The organism is Campylobacter hyointestinalis subsp. hyointestinalis, from assembly GCF_013372145.1.
Lineage (GTDB): Bacteria > Campylobacterota > Campylobacteria > Campylobacterales > Campylobacteraceae > Campylobacter > Campylobacter hyointestinalis.
In genome coordinates, this window is record NZ_CP053827.1 from 1,504,030 (window position 1) to 1,523,035 (window position 19,006).

The following is a 19,006-nucleotide window of genomic DNA, read 5'->3' on the forward strand; positions in this document are numbered from 1 at the left end:
AAATTATAGCAAAAATTTAGCAATATTTTTGTACAATCGTAGTTAAAATATTTTTTAAGGATTTTTTATGGAAGGCAAGATGAAAATAATGGTTATACAAGGACCAAACATCAATATGTTAGGTCGCAGAGAGACAAATATTTACGGTGTTATGAGTATGGAAGGCATACACGAACAGATGAAAACGGTTGCTGATCAAGCAAATCTTGATATTGAGTTTTTTCAAACAAATTTTGAAGGTGAAATAGTAGATAAGATCCAAGAATGCCTAGGAGAATTTGATGGTATCATCATAAATCCAGCCGGCTATACTCATACTTCAGTAGCTATCCGCGACGCCATATCAGCGGTAAAACTTCCTACGATCGAAGTCCATATAAGCAACATCCACCAAAGAGAAGAATTCCGTCAAAAAAGCCTTATAGCGCCTGTTTGCGCAGGACAAATAGTAGGTTTTGGACCAGTAGGATACCATCTAGCTATGATAGGTATGATACAAATTTTTGAACAAATAAAAGCCATAAAAGCCAGATCACAAAATAATGCATAATTTTATCTTAAAAGATGAAAATGCCGTATTTTATGAGTGCGGATACAGTTGCGATAATGAAATTTATATAAAATCCAAAGATGATGCGTTTTTTTTAACGGACGCTAGATATTTTATAGAAGCAAAACAAAACGTTAAAAATGCCATCGTCGTACAAACAAGCAGAAATATAATAAAAGAAGCAAGGCTACTTTTAAGGTCTTTAGGCATAAAAGATATCGATTTTAATCCAGCGGATTTTAGCGTTTTGGAGTATCAAAGTTTAAGTAAAAACTTGGGTATAAATTTCATAGCAAAAAACGAATTCTCAAAGCTAAAAAGAATGATAAAAATGAAGCAAGAGATAGAAACTCTGTTGATGGCCGCAAAACTAGGGGCGGATAAATTCGATGAGTTTGGCGAGTTTATAAATAAATTCGGTCTTGGTATGAGTGAAAAAGAGCTAAATTTCCATGCTCAAAATATATTTAAAGATAGCGGAAATTTAGGACTTAGCTTTGAACCTATCGTAGCCATAAACGCAAACGCGGCAAAAGCTCACGCAATGCCTACTGATACAAAACTAGCAGAAGGCGATCTTTTATTAGTCGATGCCGGGGTAAAATTCAAAAGATATTGCTCAGATAGAACAAGAACAGTATGTGTGCAAAACGGTTTTAAATTTGATAAAAATCAGAAATTCAGATCAAATAAACAAAATGATATTTTTAGCATAGTAAAAGAGGCGCAAAACGAAGCGATAAAAGCGATAAAGCCTGGTATTTTAGCTGACGAGATAGACAAGGCAGCAAGAAGAGTTATAGCAAAATTTGGCTATGAAAAAGAGTTTTTTCACTCAACTGGACATGGCGTAGGGCTTGATATCCACGAGTTGCCAAGCATCAACAAAACAGATAAAACAGTACTTAAAGAAGGTATGGTCTTTAGCGTAGAACCAGGAATTTATATAGAAAACGAATTTGGTGTACGTATCGAAGACGTGGTGGTAGTAACGGAAAATGGATGTGAAATCTTATAATAACGCATTTATTTGCAATGAAGCTAGAAGCGTAGTAAGATCACATTTTTTCCCGAATTTCAAAGATGGTGGGAATGAGTTTAAAAACTCGTTTTTGCTAGGTATCGGAGGAAATGTGGGAGATACAAAAAAACGCTTTGAGCTTTTTTTGTATAAACTAAAAAAAGATAGAAGATTTTTCGTAAAAGAGTGTTCTTTGATACTTAAAAACAAAGCTTTTGGATATACTAAACAAGCTGATTTTTTAAATGCGGTCTTACTAGTCAAATCTTCTTTTTATGCTGCTGATGTTTTAAAAATTATGCAACATTACGAGAAAATTTTCGGTAGGATCAGGAGCTTTAGAAACGCTCCAAGAACTCTTGATATAGATATTTTGTATTTTGATAAAAAGATTAGAAATTCACAAAGACTGATTTTGCCTCATCCAGGAGCAAATGATAGACTCAGCGTGATAATTCCTATAGGATCGATGAAAGGAATATAATGGCTACGGTGCTTAAAACCTTTACGGGCGAGAGTGCGATCGAGGCACTCAAAAAAGCAAAAGAAGAGTGCGGCGAGAGTGCTATGCTAGTGACTACTAAACAAATTCAGCCAAAAACTCTAAACAAAAAACCAATATATGAGATATTAGTAAGCGTAGAAGATACTCAAAAAGCAGCCCCTTCAAAAGAAAGTATAGAGAGTATAAAACAGCAAATTTCGGCTTATACGAAGTTGCCTGAGTCACCAAAAAGCGATGAAAGCGTTCTTTTAAATATCTCAAAAGCAGCAAAAGAGATCAGTAAAGCCGCAAATATAAATACAAATCAAAATACTAACGTAAGCGCAAATGAAGAATATAACAAAAAAATAGAAGACGTCGCCAAACAAGTAAATAAGCTAAATGATAAAATTTCGCTTATCGCAGATATGATCTGGGACGATAAAAGTGAGAATAGAGATGATATAGCCATTCCTCCGGAGTTTTCTACTATATATAAGCTTGCAAAACAAAGCGGTATGAAAAACGAGCATCTAAAATCTATCTTAGAGATAACTATACAAAATATGCCAACTTCCATGAAAACAAATCCTACTGCGGTAAAAAGATACTTCTATTCGCTTTTACGAAATATGCTACCTTGCAGAAATACAGGATTAGACATAAAAAAACAAAAAATAATGATGTTCGTAGGACCAACAGGAGTCGGAAAAACTACGACACTTTCAAAACTTGCTTATAAATTCGCTCACTCAGGCGATATCAGATATAAAACAGGGATCATCACTCTTGATACGTACAGACTAGGCGCCGTAGAACAGCTGTTTCAATATGCTAAGATAATGAGCATACCTATACTTGATGCCATAGAACTAGATGATTTTAAATCTGCATTAAAGAGTTTGAGTAACTGCGATCTTATACTCATAGACACTATGGGTAGTAGCCAGTACGATAGAGATAAGCTCATTAGACTTGATAATTTTTTAAAAGGAAGCGGAGCTAAAATAGACGTGAATTTAGTACTTTCCGCTGGTTCAAAAATAGAAGATCTATTAGAAATTTATGATAATTTTTCATTTTTAGATATAGATACTCTTATCATAACTAAATTTGACGAAACAAAAATATTTGGAAATGTTTTTTCGCTAGTTTATGAAACAAATACTCCAGTTAGCTATTTTTCAACAGGACAAAATGTGCCTGATGATATAGTAGAAGCGAAAAGCGAATTTTTGGTTGAGTGTGTTTTAGAAGGTTTTAACAAAGGAGATGACGATGGATCAAGCAGATAAGCTAAGAGAACTTATGTCAGTGCCCTCCAAACCGAAAAAATCAACTCACTTTATAGCAGTAACCAGCGGTAAAGGTGGTGTAGGCAAATCCACAATCAGCGCAAATTTAGCAAATATCCTAGCAAAAAACGGTTATAAAATAGCTCTTTTTGATGCAGATATAGGGCTTGCAAATTTAGACGTTATCTTAAACGTAAAGATAAGAAAAAATATCCTAAATGTCTTAAAAGGCGAATGCACACTTAGCGATATCTTGATACAAGTAAAAGAAGGACTTACGCTAATACCAGGAGACAGCGGCGATGAGATCTTTAAATTTAATGATCAATTTTTAATGGAAAAGTTTTTAGAAGAAGCAAATACTCTTGATGGATTTGATTTTCTTATCATAGATACTGGAGCTGGGATCGGCTCAAATACACAGGTATTTTTAAATGCTTGCGATGAGATCATAGTAGTCACAGTGCCAGATCCAGCAGCCATAACAGATGCTTACGCGACTATAAAAATCACTTCTAAAATGAAAAAAGATATTTTTATGCTACTAAATATGGTAAAAAATGAGGCTGAAGCGATAAAAATTTATGAAAATATAAAAAAAGTAGCGAAATTAAATATCAAAAATGAGTTAGATCTAGAACTTCTTGGATATATCGAGGCAGATAAAATAATATCAAAGAGCATAAAACAAAGAACTTTATTTAGTGATGACGCTCCTCATATAGGTCCTAGTATAGAGCTAAAAAAGGCGGCAAGCAAACTTCTTTATAAATTGGAACGAAAAGTGCTTAATGACAAAGAAGATAGAAGCTTCGGAGGCTTTTTTAAGCGTCTAGTAGAACAATTTTAACTAGGTTGGACAAATTGAAAACAGATAATTTTATAGCTTTTTTTACGGTTTGCGGCTTTTTTATGGGACTAGTTTTTGTGATCTTAAAAGCGACTGATCCATCAGAACTTATCCTTTATACGCTACTTATAACCCTATTTTTCTATCTTATGGTACATATTGTTATTATGAATTACGTCGATGCAAATAAAATAGGTAAAAAATACTTTAACAAAGAAGAATATGAGGAAGTCAATGACTATCTTATAGACGAACTAGCACTTAGAGAAAAACGGATAGAAGGCATTATAAATACCTCACTTGACCCAAAAACAATATTAAAAAAACAGAGCAAAAAGCATGAACGAGTTAAAGCAAAAGCAGCTTGACGCATACAAAAATGCTATAAAAAAAGAGCAAGATGATCTTGTAGTAGCATATATGCCAGCACTCAAAGCTATGGCATTTAAACTAAAAGCTAGACTTCCTAGTTCTATAGACGTGAGTGATTTGATCAGCGTAGGAGCTGCTGCTATGGTAAAACTTTCTCGCACTTATGATAAAGAGCAAAATGACAATTTTTGGGGATACGTAAAACAAAGAGTTTATGGCTCTATGCTTGATTATCTAAGAAGTTTGGATTTTATAAGCAGAGGCAATAGAAAACTCATAAAAGAGATAGATAACGCAATTGATGAATATTTTAATAAATTCGAATGCGAACCAGGCGATGATTATTTAGCAAATTTACTAGGTATCGAAGAGAGCAAAATCAGGGAAGCTAGAAATTTAAGTGACGTATCCGCAGTACTTCCTATAGACGAACAATTTGAGCTCCTTAGTGATACAAATGTAGAATCAAAGATAGAAAAAGACGAACTCATAGAAAAAATAACAGAAGTTTTAGAAGATTTTGATGAGCGTGAGCAGACGATTATCCAACTTTATTATTATGAAGAGTTAAATTTAAAAGAGATGAGTGAAATTTTAGGTATAACAGAGTCGAGAATTAGTCAAATTCATAAAAGACTTATAACAAAAATTAGAGAAAGGCTAGGATTTTAATGGCTGATATTTTAAGTCAAGAAGAGATCGATGCCCTGCTGCAAGTAGTCGATGAAGACGGAGATACTGCTGCTGCCACTGAAGTAAATTTACATCCAGAAGAGCCAAAGCAAGTAATAATCTATGATTTCAAAAGACCAAACCGTGTTAGTAAAGAGCAGCTACGAGCAGTAAAAGGCATACACGATAAGCTCGCGCGAAATCTTGCCAGTCAAATTTCAAGCATTATGAGAAGTATAGTCGAAATAAGACTTCACAGCGTAGATCAAATGACTTATGGCGAGTTTTTGATGAGTTTGCCAAGTCCGACTAGCTTTAATGTATTTTCTATAAAACCGCTTGATGGAAACTGCGTTTTAGAGATAAATCCAAGTATTGCTTTTCCTATGATAGATCGTCTTCTAGGCGGAAATGGCGATGGTTTTGAAAGTAACAGAGAGCTTACTGATATCGAGATAAACCTGCTTGATGCGATACTTCGCATAATGATGCAACGCTTAAAAGAGAGCTGGTCAATGATAACTGATATGTATCCAAACGTCGAAGCCAAAGAAAGCTCACCAAATGTCGTTCAGATCGTCAGTCAAAATGAAATAGTCATAATGGTAGTTATGGAGATCATCATCGGAAACTCAAGCGGAATGATAAATTTATGTTATCCCGTGATCTATTTAGAGCCGATTTTAAGTCGCCTAGCAAATCGTGATATAATGCTCGGAGAAACAAGCGCTAAAAAAAGTCGCAACAAAGAGCTAAAAACACTCATCGGTCGTGCAGAAGTCCTATATGAAGCGATTTTAGGAAAAACAGTTATCAGCGTAAATGAGTTTTTAAATTTAAAAGAAGGCGATATCTTAAGACTCGATAGAAGCGCCGATGATAAAGCAATAGTTTGCATAGATAAAAAAGATGTATTTTTAGCACAAATCGGACTTCATAGATTTAGAAAATCCATAAAGATAGAAGAACTTATCAAAACCGATAAAGACGAGATAAAGTCGATATTAGAACAATATGAAGAAGAGAGAAAAGCCAAAATAATGGCATATCAAGAGCAAACCGAAGAAGAACCGGAGGAAGAAGAATATGATGAATAAATTTTTAGAAGTATTTACAAGTGAGGCAGGAGCCACTGTAGAGGGGCTAACTGGTCATACTTTAAACCTCACTGATATCGGCGAATTCGATGCAGATAAACAAAACGGGATAAAACCTCCAGTAGTCATGGCAAATGTAAGCGTAAGCGGAGATATAGATGCGAAAATAGTTCTACTAGCTTCCCCACTACTCATCAGCGCTATAAATGATTATATGTTAGGAGAAGAAGAGCTTAGCGGAAATGAAAATATAGGAGACGACGAGCTAGACGCTAGCAAAGAGATCTTTTCAAATATAATGAGCGCCGTATCTACAAATTTAAATGCACAAAAAGAACTACCAAAGCTAAATTTCGAAGTTACTAAAGTAGTATTTTTAGACGAATCAGGAGTTTTAGAGCTAAGCTCATATCAAAAACTATTTTTATATACGGCAAATATAGAATCACTAAATGAGCAACTAGGTATAGTTGTGGATTTGGCTTTTGATAAGTATTTTAATAAACCAGCTCACAGCGAAAATAAAGAATCAGGAACTCATAAAGTTGAAATAGCAGATGAAATAAAAAATATAGGTCTTATCATGGATGTAAGACTACCTATAAGAGTTAGGATAGGATCTAAAAAAATGTTACTAAAAGACGTATTATCCATGGATATAGGATCTGTTATAGAACTAAATCAACTAGCAAATGATCCTTTAGAAGTTCTTATAGGCGATAAACCAGTTGCTCTTGGCGAAGTCGTTATCATAGATGGAAACTTTGGAGTTCAGATCACTGAAATAGGTAGTAAAAAAGAGAGACTTGAACAATTAAAATAAAAAAAGCTTATTTAAATTTAGGTATTTTAAATTTAAATAAGTCTATATCTCTTGATCTTTTTGCGCAAAAAAAGTATCTGTATGTATATTTTCAAACGCAGCTTGTAAGCTAGTAAATAGCTTTGGATTTTCTTTTTCAAGCTGTGCTAAAAGCTGTTTTGTTTCATATCTAGCGTGGGGCATTTTCACGTCAAATCTCATCGCAGGACACGCTTCATCGCCTATGACAAAGAGATTATTTCTAGTAGCATTATCTCTAAGCTGACGCTCTCTGACATTTATGAGAGGTCGTATCAACACTAGTCCATTTTTCGCTCTGTATTTTGGAGCAAGTGTTCTTAAAGCACCGTTGTAAGTAAAATTCATAAAAAAACTCTCAGCCGCGTCATCAAGATGATGAGCGATCGCTAGTTTATTGAAACCGTGCTCAAGCGCATAAGTATAAAGATATCCACGTCTCATACGGCTAAAAAAGCTACAAAAACTCGAATTTTTTCTGATTTTATCTTTGCTTATTTCAAATATAGAGCTATCGATAACACTATGCTTTATACCATGTGCATTGCAATGTTTAGTCAAGTACGCATAGTCCTCGCCCATACCATAGCTAAGCGTTACGGCTTCAAACTCAAATTTATCTGGAGTAACGTTTTGAAAATGCTTTAGTATATGAGCCAAAGCTAAGCTATCTTTACCGCCACTTAGCCCAAGAAGTATTTTATCGTCTTTCTCAAACATCTTATATTTAGCATTTGTTTGACCAACTTGACGAATGAGCTTTTTACTTAGATCTATCATAAATACTCTACCATATCAAGTACAAATTTAGCAGATGTATTTGCAACTTCTACCACAAACTTATCAAAGTCGATCTCGGCACCGCCGCCTGCTTCATCACTTATAGCCCTCATCAAAAAGTATGGAATATCAAGAGTAGCACATACTTGTCCAACGCTAGCACCTTCCATCTCCACGGCATCCGCATCAAAAGTAGATTTGATCCACTCTTTTTTCACAGGATCACATATAAACTGATCTCCACTAGCTATAACTCCACTAACAAGATTTACACCATTTTTAGCAGCAACTTTTTTTGCTATATTATTCAGTTTTTCATCTGTTTTTTCATACACATTTATACCAGGCACATAGCCATAAGGATGTCCGAATGCACTTATATCGAGATCGTGCTGAACCGTACTTGTAGTATAAAGGATATCGCCTATTTTTAATTTTTCATTTAATGCTCCAGCAACTCCAGTAAATAGCAATATCTCACAACCGAATTTTTCTATAAGTAGCGTAGCAGTTAAGGTAGAGTTTACCTTGCCTATCTTTGAATAAGCTATAACAAGGTCATGATTTTTATATTTAGCTAAATAAAACTCATTTTTAGCATATTTTATAGTTTCGTAATTTTGCAGTTTATCTAAAAGCGGTGCTATCTCATCTGACATAGCACCAAGAATTGCTATTTTCATGCTAACGCCTTTAAACTATCTTCTAAAGAGCTTAAATTTGAAATGCTATAAGTAGGTTTTGATGTTATCTTTTTGTTTAGTCCTTTTAATACGCTAGAGCCAAACTCTATAAAACAATCGATATCGTTTTCATAATTTTTAATACTTTGTTTATACAAAACAGGTTTTACCAACTGAAGCTTTAAAAGCTCCAAAGCATCTGCTTTACTAGTATAAGACTTAGCCGTGACATTTGATATGACAGGAGAAAACTCATCTTTTATAAGACATTTAAGCTCATCATAGAGCTTAATGCTAGCACTATCAAGAAGCGGACAGTGACTAGCTACGCTCATATCTAGAAGCATAGCTCTTTTAGCACCGGCTTCTTTAAATACAGGCTCAAGTTCCACAAGATCACTTTTTACTCCGGCTACCACTATTTGTCCATCACAGTTATAGTTTGCAGCCCAAACACTTTTTGATGATTTCTCGCAAATATCTTTTACAATATCATCATTTAAACCAAGGATAACCATCATTCCAGCATTTTTACCTTGACAAGCTTCGCTCATAAATTTACCTCTTAAATGAACAAGCTTTATAGCATTTAGCATATCAAAACCACCGCTAACACTAAGAGCAGAAAACTCACCGAGCGAATGGCCGAGTGCAAATTTAGCATTGCTATCGATATTTTCTTTGAAAGCAAGAAAACACATAAAAGAATTCAAAACAATAGCAGGTTGAGTAAATTCAGATATACTTAAGCGATCGTTTTCTTTAAACATAAGCTCTTTAAAATCGATCTTACAAAAATCGCTAGCACTATCTAAAAGGTCTTCTGCAGTTTTGAAATTTTCATAAATTTCAAACCCCATACCAAAGCTTTGAGAGCCTTGGCCAGGAAATAAAAAGGCAACATCACCCATCATGAACTCTTAGTGATTATGTTTTCCGCAGCATCCGCCGCCGTCTTTACCATGACCGTGACCGCCGCAGCACTCACCATCTTCATGATCTTCATTATGACCATGTCCACCACAACATCCACCGCCACCATGCTCATGATGATGCCCATGTCCGCCACATCCGCAAACATGAGGCATAGCAACAACGCCAGTTAGCTCCTCATCTGCATCTGCGTCTCTATTTTCTGTAATTTTAACGTTAAACTCAAGATCTCTACCCGCGTAAGGATGATTAAAATCCACGGTAACTTCATTTTCTCCGATTGCTTTTACGATCACTCTAACGCTACTTCCGTCTTCACCCTCGCCAAAAAGCTCCATACCTTCATTTAATTCTATACCGGCAAATTGCTCTTTTGGCAATACTTGAAGTGCTGCTTCATCATACTCGCCGACACCTTGCGCAGCAGGAATAGATATAATAGTACTTTCACCTGATTTAAGATTTATGACTCCTGCTTCGAGAGATTCTAAAACTTGATTTTTTCCAGATACAAATGCTATTTCTTGCCCATCTATATTTGATTCTAAAAGCTCACCTGTTTTGGCATCTTTTAATTCATAGAACATTTTTATTACTTTTGACATATTTTCTCCTAAAAATTTATGCAATTACTTGCGATTTGGTGAAGCTTTTGCTTCTTTACTATTTGGGTATGCTTGTTTTAATGCGTGATAGAATTTATTCGCACTATTTTTATCACCGATCTTATCAAAGCTAATAGCAGTATGATATAATAATTTTGGCATATAATCAGCTTTATCGTAAAGCTCCACGCTCTTTTGATAATGCGGAATAGCCTCTTTATAGGCTTTTTGTATATATAGTATTTCGCCTAACATAAAATTTGAATATGCTGGTTTATGATTTTTATCTACAAGATATAAATAAGCAGATTTTGAATTATCATAATCTTTTTTCTTATATGCAAGATCTGCATATTCTAGTACCTCAGATAACTTCTTGTCATCAAAATTTAGTTTATCTACTGTAGAAGAGTTAGCTTTAGCTTTGTCGCTATTTTCTAAATCGGTTTTTGAGGATTTAGTATCTTGATTATTCATAGAATCGATTAAAGAAGTTAATTCAGATATAGCTTGTGTAATTTTTTTATAATTTTTCTCTTGTATATCTTGATTTTGTTTTAGACTTTTTTTCAACTCAGTAATTTCACTGGTTAAATTTAGATCATTTGCATTAACTCTGTTTTCTAAATCAGATATTCTGCTATCCATTTTTTGATTATTGGCATTGATACCATCAAGAACCGTTCTAAGTCCCTCTATATTTTCTTGCGCATTGGCAATATCAGATTGTACCGAACCAATATTTTGATTTAATTTTTCTACTTTTTGTTTATTTTTTAATAAGATCTTTTCGTTTTCCGTAAGACCATATGGAGTATCTTGATTAATATTACCTGCATCAAACACCGAAACTTCAGCACTAAGAAAACTCGCGGCTCCAAATAGAGCCGCAAAGATGAAATTTCTTTTCATAAAGATTATGGAAGAACTTTAAATTCATCACGACGATTTTGAGCGTCGCAAGCTTTTGTTTTTTCAGTACATACAGGTTTACTCTCACCGTTACTTGTGATTTCAATTCTATCTTCGCTTACGCCTTGATTTACAAGAGAATCTTTAGCAGCTTTTGCTCTTTTTACACCTAGAGCATAGTTATATTCATCACTACCCCACTCGTCGCAGTTACCTTCGATCATGATTTTTAGGCTTTCTGCACCTGATTGATTAAATAAAGAAGCATTTGTATTTACAACTTCTTGCATATCAGAACGGATAGCGAATTTGTCAAAGTCGAAATAAACATTTTTAACTTGACTTTGAATTTGATTTGCTAAAGCAGCTAGTCTTTCTGCATCACTCATCATATCAGTATTTGACATAGAGTCATTTGACATTTTATTTGCATCTGCATTCATGTCAACCTCAGGAGCTTTTGAACTACAACCAGCCACAAATAAAGCGGCAGCAACAGCTGAAACTAAAACTAAATTTTTCATTTCCTACCTTCTAAATAAAATTTTCACGCAATTATATCATAATTTATAATTTTTGTGTCATAAAAATTATAAATTTTAAAAAACAGACAATCTTTACCAATCAATTGATTGTAGCTTACCAATCCTAAGCGGAAATTGGAAACTTTTATTCTCATTTATACGTATAATACCAACAGCGCTTTCTCCACCGGAATTTTTTATAAAGACCACGCTACCGCCATCTGCGGAAAAACGAGGATAAGTATTTACTCCACCAGCTGTAAGCTGCCTTATATAATCGCTCTTTGTAGAAATAAGATATAAATTAAATGTTTTTGTATTATAACCAGAGCTTTCACGACTAGAATAAACAACATAATTTTGGTATGTAGTCACAGAGTTATTGTTTTTACCGTGAAATACCATTTGCTCTACGGCTCCACCATTTACGCTAGTGCTAAAAACATTAGGATAGCCTAGCCTATCGCTGACAAAAACTATTTTAGTATCATTATCTACAAAATTTCCATTTACGTCTATACCTCTAAAATCAGTGATTCTAGTTTTTCTTTTTGTGTTTATATCATAAACAAATATATCGCTTTGGTCATCTGGTGCCATTGTTAAAAGAAGTTTGCTACCGTCTTGACTGACGTCTGAAGCGACTATCATACCAGCACTCGTCGTTATCTTTGTTTTTCTTCCAGTAGCAAGATCATATCTAAATAATGTCGGAACCATCTTTATATATGATGTATAATAAAACGCACTTTGCTCTTTATTTGCCCATTTTGGAAAAATATTTAATCCCCCTGTTAGTATAACTTTTTGATAAGTTAGCGTATAGTCTGCTACTATTATATTACTCTTTCCAGGAGACGTATATTGAGATATGATAATTGATTTATCCATCCAATCAATAGGGGATAAATTTAAATTCCTAGCTATCTCAGCTACACTTTTATGTGCTAAAAATGGAAATTTAGCAAGCTCGCCTTGAGAAAAAACACTCTCATATCTTATAGAGCCATCTTTTGCATTTAAAAGCTTGACTTTTAACTCAAGTCCAGATCCTGCATTACTCAAAGCATATCTTAATATAAACTCTGGATTTTTGCTATTTGCTAAATTTGTTCTAAAATCACCATCATACGAGCTAGTATAGTAATCCTCTATAACCTCAAATGATGAACCAACTTTCAAATCCCCTATCATGATCTTAAAAAATTTATTTTTAAGTCCTGAATTTGAAAAATTTGTAGTCGCATCTTGAACTAAAATTCTTGGTAAAACAAGCCCTTTATTTACGACTTCCATTGTAGCGTCAGCCGCGATAAGCCCCATACATAAGGCAACTAATAAAAATATTTTTCTCATTCTCACTCCGTATCAATTTGATCTATCAATGTTAATGAAATAGAAGCTGTTTGCCCATTTGGCGGGACAGGAAACTCTACTTCTTTAAGTCTTTCTAAAAAGTCCCTGACTTTATTATTAAACTCTTTATCATAAGATAAAGAGATGATATTGTAACTCAGTTTTCCAAATTTATCTATAAAAACTTGAACTTTTGCATTATTATTTGTATCGGCTTTATAAACAACCCATTTTCTTTGGATTATTTCGCTTATATCTCCAAAAAATTTATTATATTCGCCGGTCATTCCAGCTTTTGGAGCTTTAGAAGTTATATCTTTTTGAAGTGATTTAAATATGTCGCTTGCACTTTTTGAGCTAGATTCAGTTTTTTTAGCACTTTGCTTATTACTTTGGACGGCTTCAGGTTTTGTGCTACTTTTTGTTTCTGGTAATTTAGTATTACTAAAAAGCTCACTTAAATTTACATTCGGAGTCTCTTTTTGTGGAGCAACTTCTTTTTTCGGCTCTTCTTTTTGAGGCTCTGGAGTCTGTTTATTTGTAGTTTTTATCTGCTCTTCTTTGGGTTCTTCTTGTTCTTTTGTTATCTTAGCTTCCACTTTTTTTTCAGCTTGTTTTGGAGCAATAAGAGTATCTGCGACTTCAGTTTGAACAACATAAACGTCCATAAATGCATCTTTTTGATTTGTATATTTTTTCGGATCTTCTCTTGTATAAATTTTAAAAAAAAGAAAAAATATTATACATATATATATTATAGATGCGATTATAAAAGAGCTAAACGTAGGATACGTAGCACCGATTTTTTTAGATATTTTAGCCATTTGTTTCTAATGCGACTTTTGTAAATCCTGCATTTTTCATGCTTTTTAATACAAACATAACATCATCATATATAAGTCTTTTATCGGCTTTTATATAAACCGGTGAGCCTTTATCGTATTTTTGTGAAATCAAAACTAGGTTATCTGCTAACTCGTTTAAATCTATAGTAGTTTGATTGATATAGACTTTTCTTTGTGCGTCTATTCTTACAGTTAAACTTTTTAAATTTTGAGAGACGACTTTAGTTTTAGAACCATCTGGAAGAGTGATCTGCTCCTCATATATTATAGCTGGAGTTGTAACCATCAAAATAGCAAGCAACACAAGCATAATATCAACTAGTGGAGTTATATTTAACTCCGGAGTTTCATCGAGATTGATCATGTTACTTGGTTTCTTCTTGCATACTTAATAAAATATTTGATTCTCTTCTTATTATACTAAGAACCTCATACGCTTTTCTTTTTATAAGAAGATTGAAACTATAAGCTGGGATAGCTACAAATATACCACATCCAGTAGCAACCAAAGCTTCTGAAATAGCCGGTGCGATCACGCTTAAAGAACTACTTCCGCCACCTTGCCCAAGTCCTGCAAATGTTTCAAGTATGCTAACAACTGTACCAAAAAGCCCTATAAATGGGGACGTTGAAGCGATAATAGAAAGCATAGTAAGTCCGCTAGTCGCATTTGTCTCTGCCAAACTGATACATACGTCTAATTTCTCTTTAGTAGGAAAACTTGATGCGCATTTTTTTAAAGAAGAATCCACAGAAGATACTTTAGCCCCCATTAAGATAGACTCTAATGCGGCTTGCTCTTTTTTCTTCCAAGTATTAAGTCCAGTATATCTAGAAAATAGTATAGTAAAACTAATAATAAAATATAGTGACAACCAGCTTAAGACGAAGATTGTCACCAAGCTACTTTTAGATAGATAATTCAAAAACAGATCTAAAAAGCTTAACACCTATTTAGCCCTCGCAGCATTTTCGATTTTTGATAAAGCAGCAGCCAAAATTCCGTTTCCATCTTTCATAGATTGAACTAGATCTTTCGCTTTTTGTAGCGATTTAGCTATCTCACTCTCGCTATTTCCGGATACATAAACTGCGCCATCTGCTAAAACTATGACTTTATTTTCATCTATTTTAGCATAACCCCAGTCTATAGCAACTGCATCATGAGTTCCATCGGTATTTTCTATATCGACAACGCCTATCTTCAAAAGCGAGACAAGAGAGGCATGCCCAGGAAGCACACCAAACTCACCCTCGCTACCAGGAAGTACTACCATTTTAGCATCATTTGAAAATATAAGCCCTTCTGGGGTTACTATTTCTAAATGTATTGTATTCATATTGCTTCCTTTAGCTTATGCCTTCATTTTTTCAGCTTTAGCGATCGCCTCATCAATATTTCCTACCATATAGAACGCATTTTCTGGTAGATGATCGTATTTGCCTTCTAAAATACCTTTAAATCCGGCAATTGTCTCTTCAAGGCTTACATATTTACCAGGACTACCTGTGAAAACTTCTGCAACGAAGAACGGTTGAGATAGGTATTTTTCTATCTTTCTAGCTCTATCAACTGTAAGTTTATCTTCTTCGCTAAGCTCATCCATACCAAGAATCGCGATAATATCTTGCAAATCTTTGTATTTTTGAAGCACAGCTTGAACTCCGCGAGCGATTTTGTAATGCTCTTCACCTAAAATTTGAGGATCAAGCATTCTTGAAGTTGAATCAAGTGGATCAACTGCTGGGTAGATACCTTTTTCAGCGATAGCACGGTTAAGAACAGTTGTTGCATCAAGGTGGGCAAAAACTGTCGCAGGCGCTGGGTCAGTAAGGTCATCAGCTGGTACATATACAGCCTGAACAGACGTAATCGAACCTTTTTTAGTCGATGTGATCCTCTCTTGAAGTCTTCCCATTTCACTAGCTAATGTAGGCTGATAACCAACCGCACTTGGGATACGTCCAAGAAGAGCTGACATCTCTGAACCTGATTGTGAGAAACGGAAAATGTTGTCGATAAACATAAGAACATCTAGCCCCATCTCGTCACGGAAATACTCAGCCATTGTAAGACCAGTAAGTGCTATACGGTTTCTTGCCCCTGGTGGTTCATTCATTTGTCCATAGCATAAGGCAACTTTGTCCAAAACGCCGGATTCTTTCATTTCGTTATAAAGGTCATTACCCTCTCTTGTTCTTTCGCCAACACCTGCAAATACAGAATAACCACTATGCTTAAATGCAACGTTGTGGATAAGTTCCATTATGATAACTGTTTTACCAACGCCAGCACCACCAAATAGTCCGACTTTACCACCTTTTGCATAAGGAGCTAAAAGATCTACGACTTTTATACCTGTTTCGAAAATCTCACTTTTTGTACTTTGATCTTCAAATGCTGGTGGATCTCTGTGAATCGACCATTTTTTCTCAAAAATTTCATTTTCGCCCTCATCAATCAAATCACCGACAACATTGAAAATTCTTCCCAAAACTTTATCGCCGACTGGAACACTTATAGGTGAGCCAAGCGCAATAGCATCTAGTCCTCTAGTAAGACCTTCACTCATATCCATAGCGATCGTTCTTACACGGTTGTCGCCAAGATGAGCAGCAGTCTCTAGGATAAGTTTATTCGTCTTGCCCTCTACTGTAAAATTTACTTCAATAGCTTCGTTAATCTTAGGCAAGTAGTCTTTGAAATCGACATCAACTACAGGACCCATAACTTGGCTAATAATACCTTTCATTATCACTCCTTATAAAATTACTTCATACTCTCAACACCGCTTATAATCTCTATAAGCTCTGTCGTAATGCTCTCTTGTCTTGCTTTATTATAAGCAAGTTGTAACTCTTTCACTCTAGCTTTTGCATTATTTGTAGCATTATCCATAGCCTGCATTCTAGCACTATGCTCAGCTGCTAATGAATCTACCAAAGCGTAATACATACTATATTCAAAATACTTTTTCATAAGCTCATCAAGGATCTTATCATCATTTTCTGGTTCTATCTCCATAAGAGAACTAGAAGCGCTAGCACCCTCTATAGATGGGATATCTACAGGAACGATATCATTTATCCTGATCTCTTGAGAAATCATATTTTTATATCCATTATGGACAAGTATGACCTTATCCGTAGCGCCTGACATAAAATCGTTAATAGCGTCAGCAATAATGCCTTGAGCTTTTTCGTATGTCGGTGCAGAACTTACACCTTTATAGCTCTCTAGGATTTCAGTGCCTTGAAAATTAAAAAATTCGATACCTTTTTTACCTACGGCTCTTAATCTTACTTTGATTTTTTTTGATTTATACTCTTCTATCATATTTTTAATGGTTTTTATGGTAGATATATTAAATCCACCGCAAAGTCCCTTATCTGCCGTAACAAATATAATATCTATCTTTGTTACTGGAGTATCTAAATCAAAAAATTTACTATCTTTACCGACTATTTTAAATTGATTTATTTTATAAGCGATTTCGCTTATCACCTCATTTATCTTAAGAGCATAAACACGTGAGTGACGAGCTGCTTCTTCTGCTTTTTTTAGTTTAGCAGTAGATACGAGCTTCATCGCTTTTGTTGTTTTCTGAGTGTTTTGAACGCTCTTAATCTTCCTTTTGATATCTTTTAAATTTGACATATCTTAGCCTTATTCAGCGCTAAATGTTGCTTTGAAATCATTTAATGCTTTAGTTAAAGTTTCTTCGATATCTTTATCCAGTGCTTTTTTAGTTCTAATTTGCTCAAAAATTTCTGGATATCTAGCCTCTATATATGGATAAAGCTCAGCTTCAAATTTAGTTACTGCACTTACAGGAACATCATCAAGGTAACCTTTACTTCCCGCAAAAATTATGATAACTTGATTTTCTACTGGAAGTGGGCTATAAGGAGGTTGTTTTAGTACTTCAACCATTCTTTGTCCACGCTCAAGTTGCTTTCTGCTGCTCTCATCAAGATCACTTGCAAATTGAGCGAACGCTTGAAGTTCACGATATTGAGCAAGATCAAGACGAAGTGTTCCAGAAACTTTCTTGATAGCTTTGATCTGAGCTGATCCGCCAACACGACTAACAGATAGACCAACGTTAATAGCAGGACGGATACCTGAGTTAAACAAGTCGCTCTCCAAGAAAATCTGACCATCTGTGATAGAAATAACATTCGTAGGAATATAAGCTGAAACATCGCCTGCTTGAGTCTCGATAATAGGTAAAGCCGTAAGACTTCCTGCTCCTAATTTATCGCTTAATTTACTAGCTCTTTCAAGTAGTCTTGAATGTAGATAGAAAACATCACCTGGATAAGCTTCACGACCTGGCGGTCTTCTTAAGATCAATGACATTTCGCGATATGCGACAGCATGCTTACTCAAATCATCATAGATGATAAGTGCATGGCGTGAGTTATCGCGGAAATACTCACCCATAGTAACACCAGCGTATGGAGCTAGATATTGAAGCGCCGCAGAGTCGCTTGCGCTCGCATTTACGACTATCGTATAATCCATAGCACCATATTCTTCAAGTTTTTTAACAACTTGAGCAACTGTAGATTGTTTTTGACCGATAGCTACATAGATACATATAACATCTTGACCTTTTTGGTTTATGATAGTATCTATAGCAACTGTTGTTTTACCTGTTTGACGATCGCCAATGATGAGTTCTCTTTGTCCGCGACCGATCGGAACCAAACCGTCAATAGCTTTGATACCAGTTTGTAGTGGCTCATGAACTGATTTTCTAGCCATGATGCCTTTTGCTTTTTCTTCGATAAATCTTGTTTCTGTAGCTTCTATAGCGCCTTTTGCATCTATTGGCTCACCAAGTGCATTTACAACGCGTCCTATCAAAGCATCACCGACTGGAACACGAAGAAGTTTTCCCAATCTTTTAACGCTAGTTCCTTCTTTTATACCACTTGATTTACCAAGTACAACTATACCAACACTACTTTCTTCAAGGTTTAAAGCCATACCTTTTTCGCCGCCCTCAAACTCTACCATCTCTCCGGCCATAACATTTTTTAGACCATAGACGTTAGCAACTCCATCAGCAACGGATATTACTTTACCAGTTTCTTCAACATCAACGCTTAAGTCAAAATTCTCAATGCGTTCTTTGATGATACTGCTAATTTCGTCAGCTTTTAATTTTACACTCACG

23 protein-coding genes are annotated in these 19,006 nt (G+C 35.0%); 9 read left to right on the forward strand and 14 right to left on the reverse strand.

Annotated elements, in window-relative coordinates; all coding sequences use genetic code 11:
• The first annotated feature begins 79 nt into the window (after positions 1-79).
• The 9 genes from aroQ to fliY are packed head-to-tail and all read left to right on the forward strand — an operon-like array spanning position 80 to position 7,164.
• The gene (aroQ, locus tag CHHT_RS07705; RefSeq protein ID WP_172506210.1) at positions 80-550 is read left to right on the forward strand and encodes a type II 3-dehydroquinate dehydratase; all 471 of its coding nucleotides are present in this window, start codon (positions 80-82) and stop codon (positions 548-550) included.
• The gene (locus CHHT_RS07710) at positions 543-1,568 is read left to right on the forward strand and encodes a M24 family metallopeptidase (RefSeq protein ID WP_034961999.1); all 1,026 of its coding nucleotides are present in this window, start codon (positions 543-545) and stop codon (positions 1,566-1,568) included. The genes aroQ and CHHT_RS07710 overlap by 8 nt, the downstream gene beginning before the upstream one ends.
• Positions 1,549-2,055, forward strand: a complete 507-nt coding sequence (folK, locus tag CHHT_RS07715; protein WP_074898787.1) for a 2-amino-4-hydroxy-6-hydroxymethyldihydropteridine diphosphokinase — start codon at positions 1,549-1,551, stop codon at positions 2,053-2,055. Before CHHT_RS07710 ends, folK begins: the two co-directional genes overlap by 20 nt.
• Positions 2,055-3,350, forward strand: coding sequence for a flagellar biosynthesis GTPase FlhF (gene flhF / locus CHHT_RS07720; protein WP_034961995.1), 1,296 nt, complete (start codon positions 2,055-2,057; stop codon positions 3,348-3,350). Before folK ends, flhF begins: the two co-directional genes overlap by 1 nt.
• Entirely contained in the window at positions 3,334-4,200 is an 867-nt protein-coding gene (locus CHHT_RS07725; protein ID WP_104066315.1) for a MinD/ParA family protein, read from the forward strand. The genes flhF and CHHT_RS07725 overlap by 17 nt, the downstream gene beginning before the upstream one ends.
• Before the next feature lie 14 nt (positions 4,201-4,214).
• On the forward strand, positions 4,215-4,568 hold the full coding sequence (locus CHHT_RS07730; RefSeq protein WP_034961991.1) for a hypothetical protein: 354 nt from the start codon (positions 4,215-4,217) through the stop codon (positions 4,566-4,568).
• Entirely contained in the window at positions 4,540-5,244 is a 705-nt protein-coding gene (locus CHHT_RS07735) for an RNA polymerase sigma factor FliA (protein WP_034961988.1), read from the forward strand. The genes CHHT_RS07730 and CHHT_RS07735 overlap by 29 nt, the downstream gene beginning before the upstream one ends.
• The gene (gene fliM, locus CHHT_RS07740; protein WP_034961986.1) at positions 5,244-6,341 is read left to right on the forward strand and encodes a flagellar motor switch protein FliM; all 1,098 of its coding nucleotides are present in this window, start codon (positions 5,244-5,246) and stop codon (positions 6,339-6,341) included. Before CHHT_RS07735 ends, fliM begins: the two co-directional genes overlap by 1 nt.
• The gene (gene fliY, locus CHHT_RS07745) at positions 6,331-7,164 is read left to right on the forward strand and encodes a flagellar motor switch protein FliY (protein WP_034961984.1); all 834 of its coding nucleotides are present in this window, start codon (positions 6,331-6,333) and stop codon (positions 7,162-7,164) included. The genes fliM and fliY overlap by 11 nt, the downstream gene beginning before the upstream one ends.
• A gap of 42 nt (positions 7,165-7,206) precedes the next feature.
• Here fliY and CHHT_RS07750 read toward each other — a convergent pair whose 3' ends face one another.
• The 14 genes from CHHT_RS07750 to atpA all read right to left on the reverse strand — a co-directional run bounded on the left by CHHT_RS07750 (position 7,207) and on the right by atpA (position 19,005).
• Positions 7,207-7,962: a tRNA lysidine(34) synthetase gene (locus tag CHHT_RS07750; protein ID WP_034961982.1), complete on the reverse strand. Its 756-nt coding sequence runs from the start codon at positions 7,960-7,962 to the stop codon at positions 7,207-7,209.
• Entirely contained in the window at positions 7,959-8,645 is a 687-nt protein-coding gene (locus tag CHHT_RS07755) for a 5'-methylthioadenosine/adenosylhomocysteine nucleosidase (RefSeq protein ID WP_059426276.1), read from the reverse strand. The genes CHHT_RS07750 and CHHT_RS07755 overlap by 4 nt, the downstream gene beginning before the upstream one ends.
• Positions 8,642-9,559: an ACP S-malonyltransferase gene (gene fabD / locus CHHT_RS07760; protein WP_034961980.1), complete on the reverse strand. Its 918-nt coding sequence runs from the start codon at positions 9,557-9,559 to the stop codon at positions 8,642-8,644. Before fabD ends, CHHT_RS07755 begins: the two co-directional genes overlap by 4 nt.
• A gap of 6 nt (positions 9,560-9,565) precedes the next feature.
• Positions 9,566-10,183: an FKBP-type peptidyl-prolyl cis-trans isomerase gene (locus CHHT_RS07765; protein WP_034961978.1), complete on the reverse strand. Its 618-nt coding sequence runs from the start codon at positions 10,181-10,183 to the stop codon at positions 9,566-9,568.
• A 24-nt stretch (positions 10,184-10,207) separates the two neighbouring features.
• Positions 10,208-11,095, reverse strand: coding sequence for a tetratricopeptide repeat protein (locus CHHT_RS07770; protein ID WP_064019879.1), 888 nt, complete (start codon positions 11,093-11,095; stop codon positions 10,208-10,210).
• A 5-nt stretch (positions 11,096-11,100) separates the two neighbouring features.
• Positions 11,101-11,619, reverse strand: coding sequence for an OmpA family protein (locus CHHT_RS07775; protein ID WP_034961976.1), 519 nt, complete (start codon positions 11,617-11,619; stop codon positions 11,101-11,103).
• Between the two features lie 93 nt (positions 11,620-11,712).
• The gene (gene tolB, locus CHHT_RS07780; RefSeq protein ID WP_034961974.1) at positions 11,713-12,975 is read right to left on the reverse strand and encodes a Tol-Pal system protein TolB; all 1,263 of its coding nucleotides are present in this window, start codon (positions 12,973-12,975) and stop codon (positions 11,713-11,715) included.
• 2 nt (positions 12,976-12,977) lie between these two features.
• A complete protein-coding gene (locus tag CHHT_RS07785; protein ID WP_167540852.1) occupies positions 12,978-13,643 on the reverse strand; it encodes a TonB C-terminal domain-containing protein in 666 nt (221 codons plus the stop codon).
• 148 nt (positions 13,644-13,791) lie between these two features.
• Positions 13,792-14,184 (reverse strand): biopolymer transporter ExbD, encoded by a 393-nt coding sequence (locus CHHT_RS07790; protein WP_034961972.1) that lies wholly within the window; start codon positions 14,182-14,184, stop codon positions 13,792-13,794.
• A 1-nt stretch (position 14,185) separates the two neighbouring features.
• Positions 14,186-14,770, reverse strand: a complete 585-nt coding sequence (locus tag CHHT_RS07795; RefSeq protein WP_034961969.1) for a MotA/TolQ/ExbB proton channel family protein — start codon at positions 14,768-14,770, stop codon at positions 14,186-14,188.
• Positions 14,771-15,160, reverse strand: a complete 390-nt coding sequence (atpC, locus tag CHHT_RS07800; protein WP_059426281.1) for an ATP synthase F1 subunit epsilon — start codon at positions 15,158-15,160, stop codon at positions 14,771-14,773. It lies immediately after the preceding gene.
• 15 nt (positions 15,161-15,175) lie between these two features.
• Complete coding sequence (atpD, locus tag CHHT_RS07805; RefSeq protein WP_034961966.1) at positions 15,176-16,573, reverse strand: F0F1 ATP synthase subunit beta; 1,398 nt, start codon at positions 16,571-16,573, stop codon at positions 15,176-15,178.
• A 17-nt stretch (positions 16,574-16,590) separates the two neighbouring features.
• On the reverse strand, positions 16,591-17,478 hold the full coding sequence (gene atpG, locus CHHT_RS07810) for an ATP synthase F1 subunit gamma (protein WP_034961964.1): 888 nt from the start codon (positions 17,476-17,478) through the stop codon (positions 16,591-16,593).
• A 9-nt stretch (positions 17,479-17,487) separates the two neighbouring features.
• On the reverse strand, positions 17,488-19,005 hold the full coding sequence (gene atpA, locus CHHT_RS07815) for a F0F1 ATP synthase subunit alpha (RefSeq protein WP_059426283.1): 1,518 nt from the start codon (positions 19,003-19,005) through the stop codon (positions 17,488-17,490).
• Position 19,006 lies beyond the last annotated feature (1 nt).

Excerpts from the sequence above, each read along its gene's own strand:
- aroQ (WP_172506210.1), top strand. The coding sequence starts at position 80 with ATGAAAATAATGGTTATACAAGGACCAAACATCAATATGTTAGGTCGC.
- CHHT_RS07710 (WP_034961999.1), top strand. The coding sequence starts at position 543 with ATGCATAATTTTATCTTAAAAGATGAAAATGCCGTATTTTATGAGTGC.
- folK (WP_074898787.1), top strand. The coding sequence starts at position 1,549 with ATGGATGTGAAATCTTATAATAACGCATTTATTTGCAATGAAGCTAGA.
- flhF (WP_034961995.1), top strand. The coding sequence starts at position 2,055 with ATGGCTACGGTGCTTAAAACCTTTACGGGCGAGAGTGCGATCGAGGCA.
- CHHT_RS07725 (WP_104066315.1), top strand. The coding sequence starts at position 3,334 with ATGGATCAAGCAGATAAGCTAAGAGAACTTATGTCAGTGCCCTCCAAA.
- CHHT_RS07735 (WP_034961988.1), top strand. The coding sequence starts at position 4,540 with ATGAACGAGTTAAAGCAAAAGCAGCTTGACGCATACAAAAATGCTATA.
- fliM (WP_034961986.1), top strand. The coding sequence starts at position 5,244 with ATGGCTGATATTTTAAGTCAAGAAGAGATCGATGCCCTGCTGCAAGTA.
- fliY (WP_034961984.1), top strand. The coding sequence starts at position 6,331 with ATGATGAATAAATTTTTAGAAGTATTTACAAGTGAGGCAGGAGCCACT.
- CHHT_RS07750 (WP_034961982.1), bottom strand. The coding sequence starts at position 7,962 with ATGATAGATCTAAGTAAAAAGCTCATTCGTCAAGTTGGTCAAACAAAT.
- CHHT_RS07755 (WP_059426276.1), bottom strand. The coding sequence starts at position 8,645 with ATGAAAATAGCAATTCTTGGTGCTATGTCAGATGAGATAGCACCGCTT.
- fabD (WP_034961980.1), bottom strand. The coding sequence starts at position 9,559 with ATGATGGGTGATGTTGCCTTTTTATTTCCTGGCCAAGGCTCTCAAAGC.
- CHHT_RS07765 (WP_034961978.1), bottom strand. The coding sequence starts at position 10,183 with ATGTCAAAAGTAATAAAAATGTTCTATGAATTAAAAGATGCCAAAACA.
- CHHT_RS07770 (WP_064019879.1), bottom strand. The coding sequence starts at position 11,095 with ATGAAAAGAAATTTCATCTTTGCGGCTCTATTTGGAGCCGCGAGTTTT.
- CHHT_RS07775 (WP_034961976.1), bottom strand. The coding sequence starts at position 11,619 with ATGAAAAATTTAGTTTTAGTTTCAGCTGTTGCTGCCGCTTTATTTGTG.
- tolB (WP_034961974.1), bottom strand. The coding sequence starts at position 12,975 with ATGAGAAAAATATTTTTATTAGTTGCCTTATGTATGGGGCTTATCGCG.
- CHHT_RS07785 (WP_167540852.1), bottom strand. The coding sequence starts at position 13,643 with ATGGACGTTTATGTTGTTCAAACTGAAGTCGCAGATACTCTTATTGCT.
- CHHT_RS07790 (WP_034961972.1), bottom strand. The coding sequence starts at position 14,184 with ATGATCAATCTCGATGAAACTCCGGAGTTAAATATAACTCCACTAGTT.
- atpC (WP_059426281.1), bottom strand. The coding sequence starts at position 15,160 with ATGAATACAATACATTTAGAAATAGTAACCCCAGAAGGGCTTATATTT.
- atpD (WP_034961966.1), bottom strand. The coding sequence starts at position 16,573 with ATGAAAGGTATTATTAGCCAAGTTATGGGTCCTGTAGTTGATGTCGAT.
- atpG (WP_034961964.1), bottom strand. The coding sequence starts at position 17,478 with ATGTCAAATTTAAAAGATATCAAAAGGAAGATTAAGAGCGTTCAAAAC.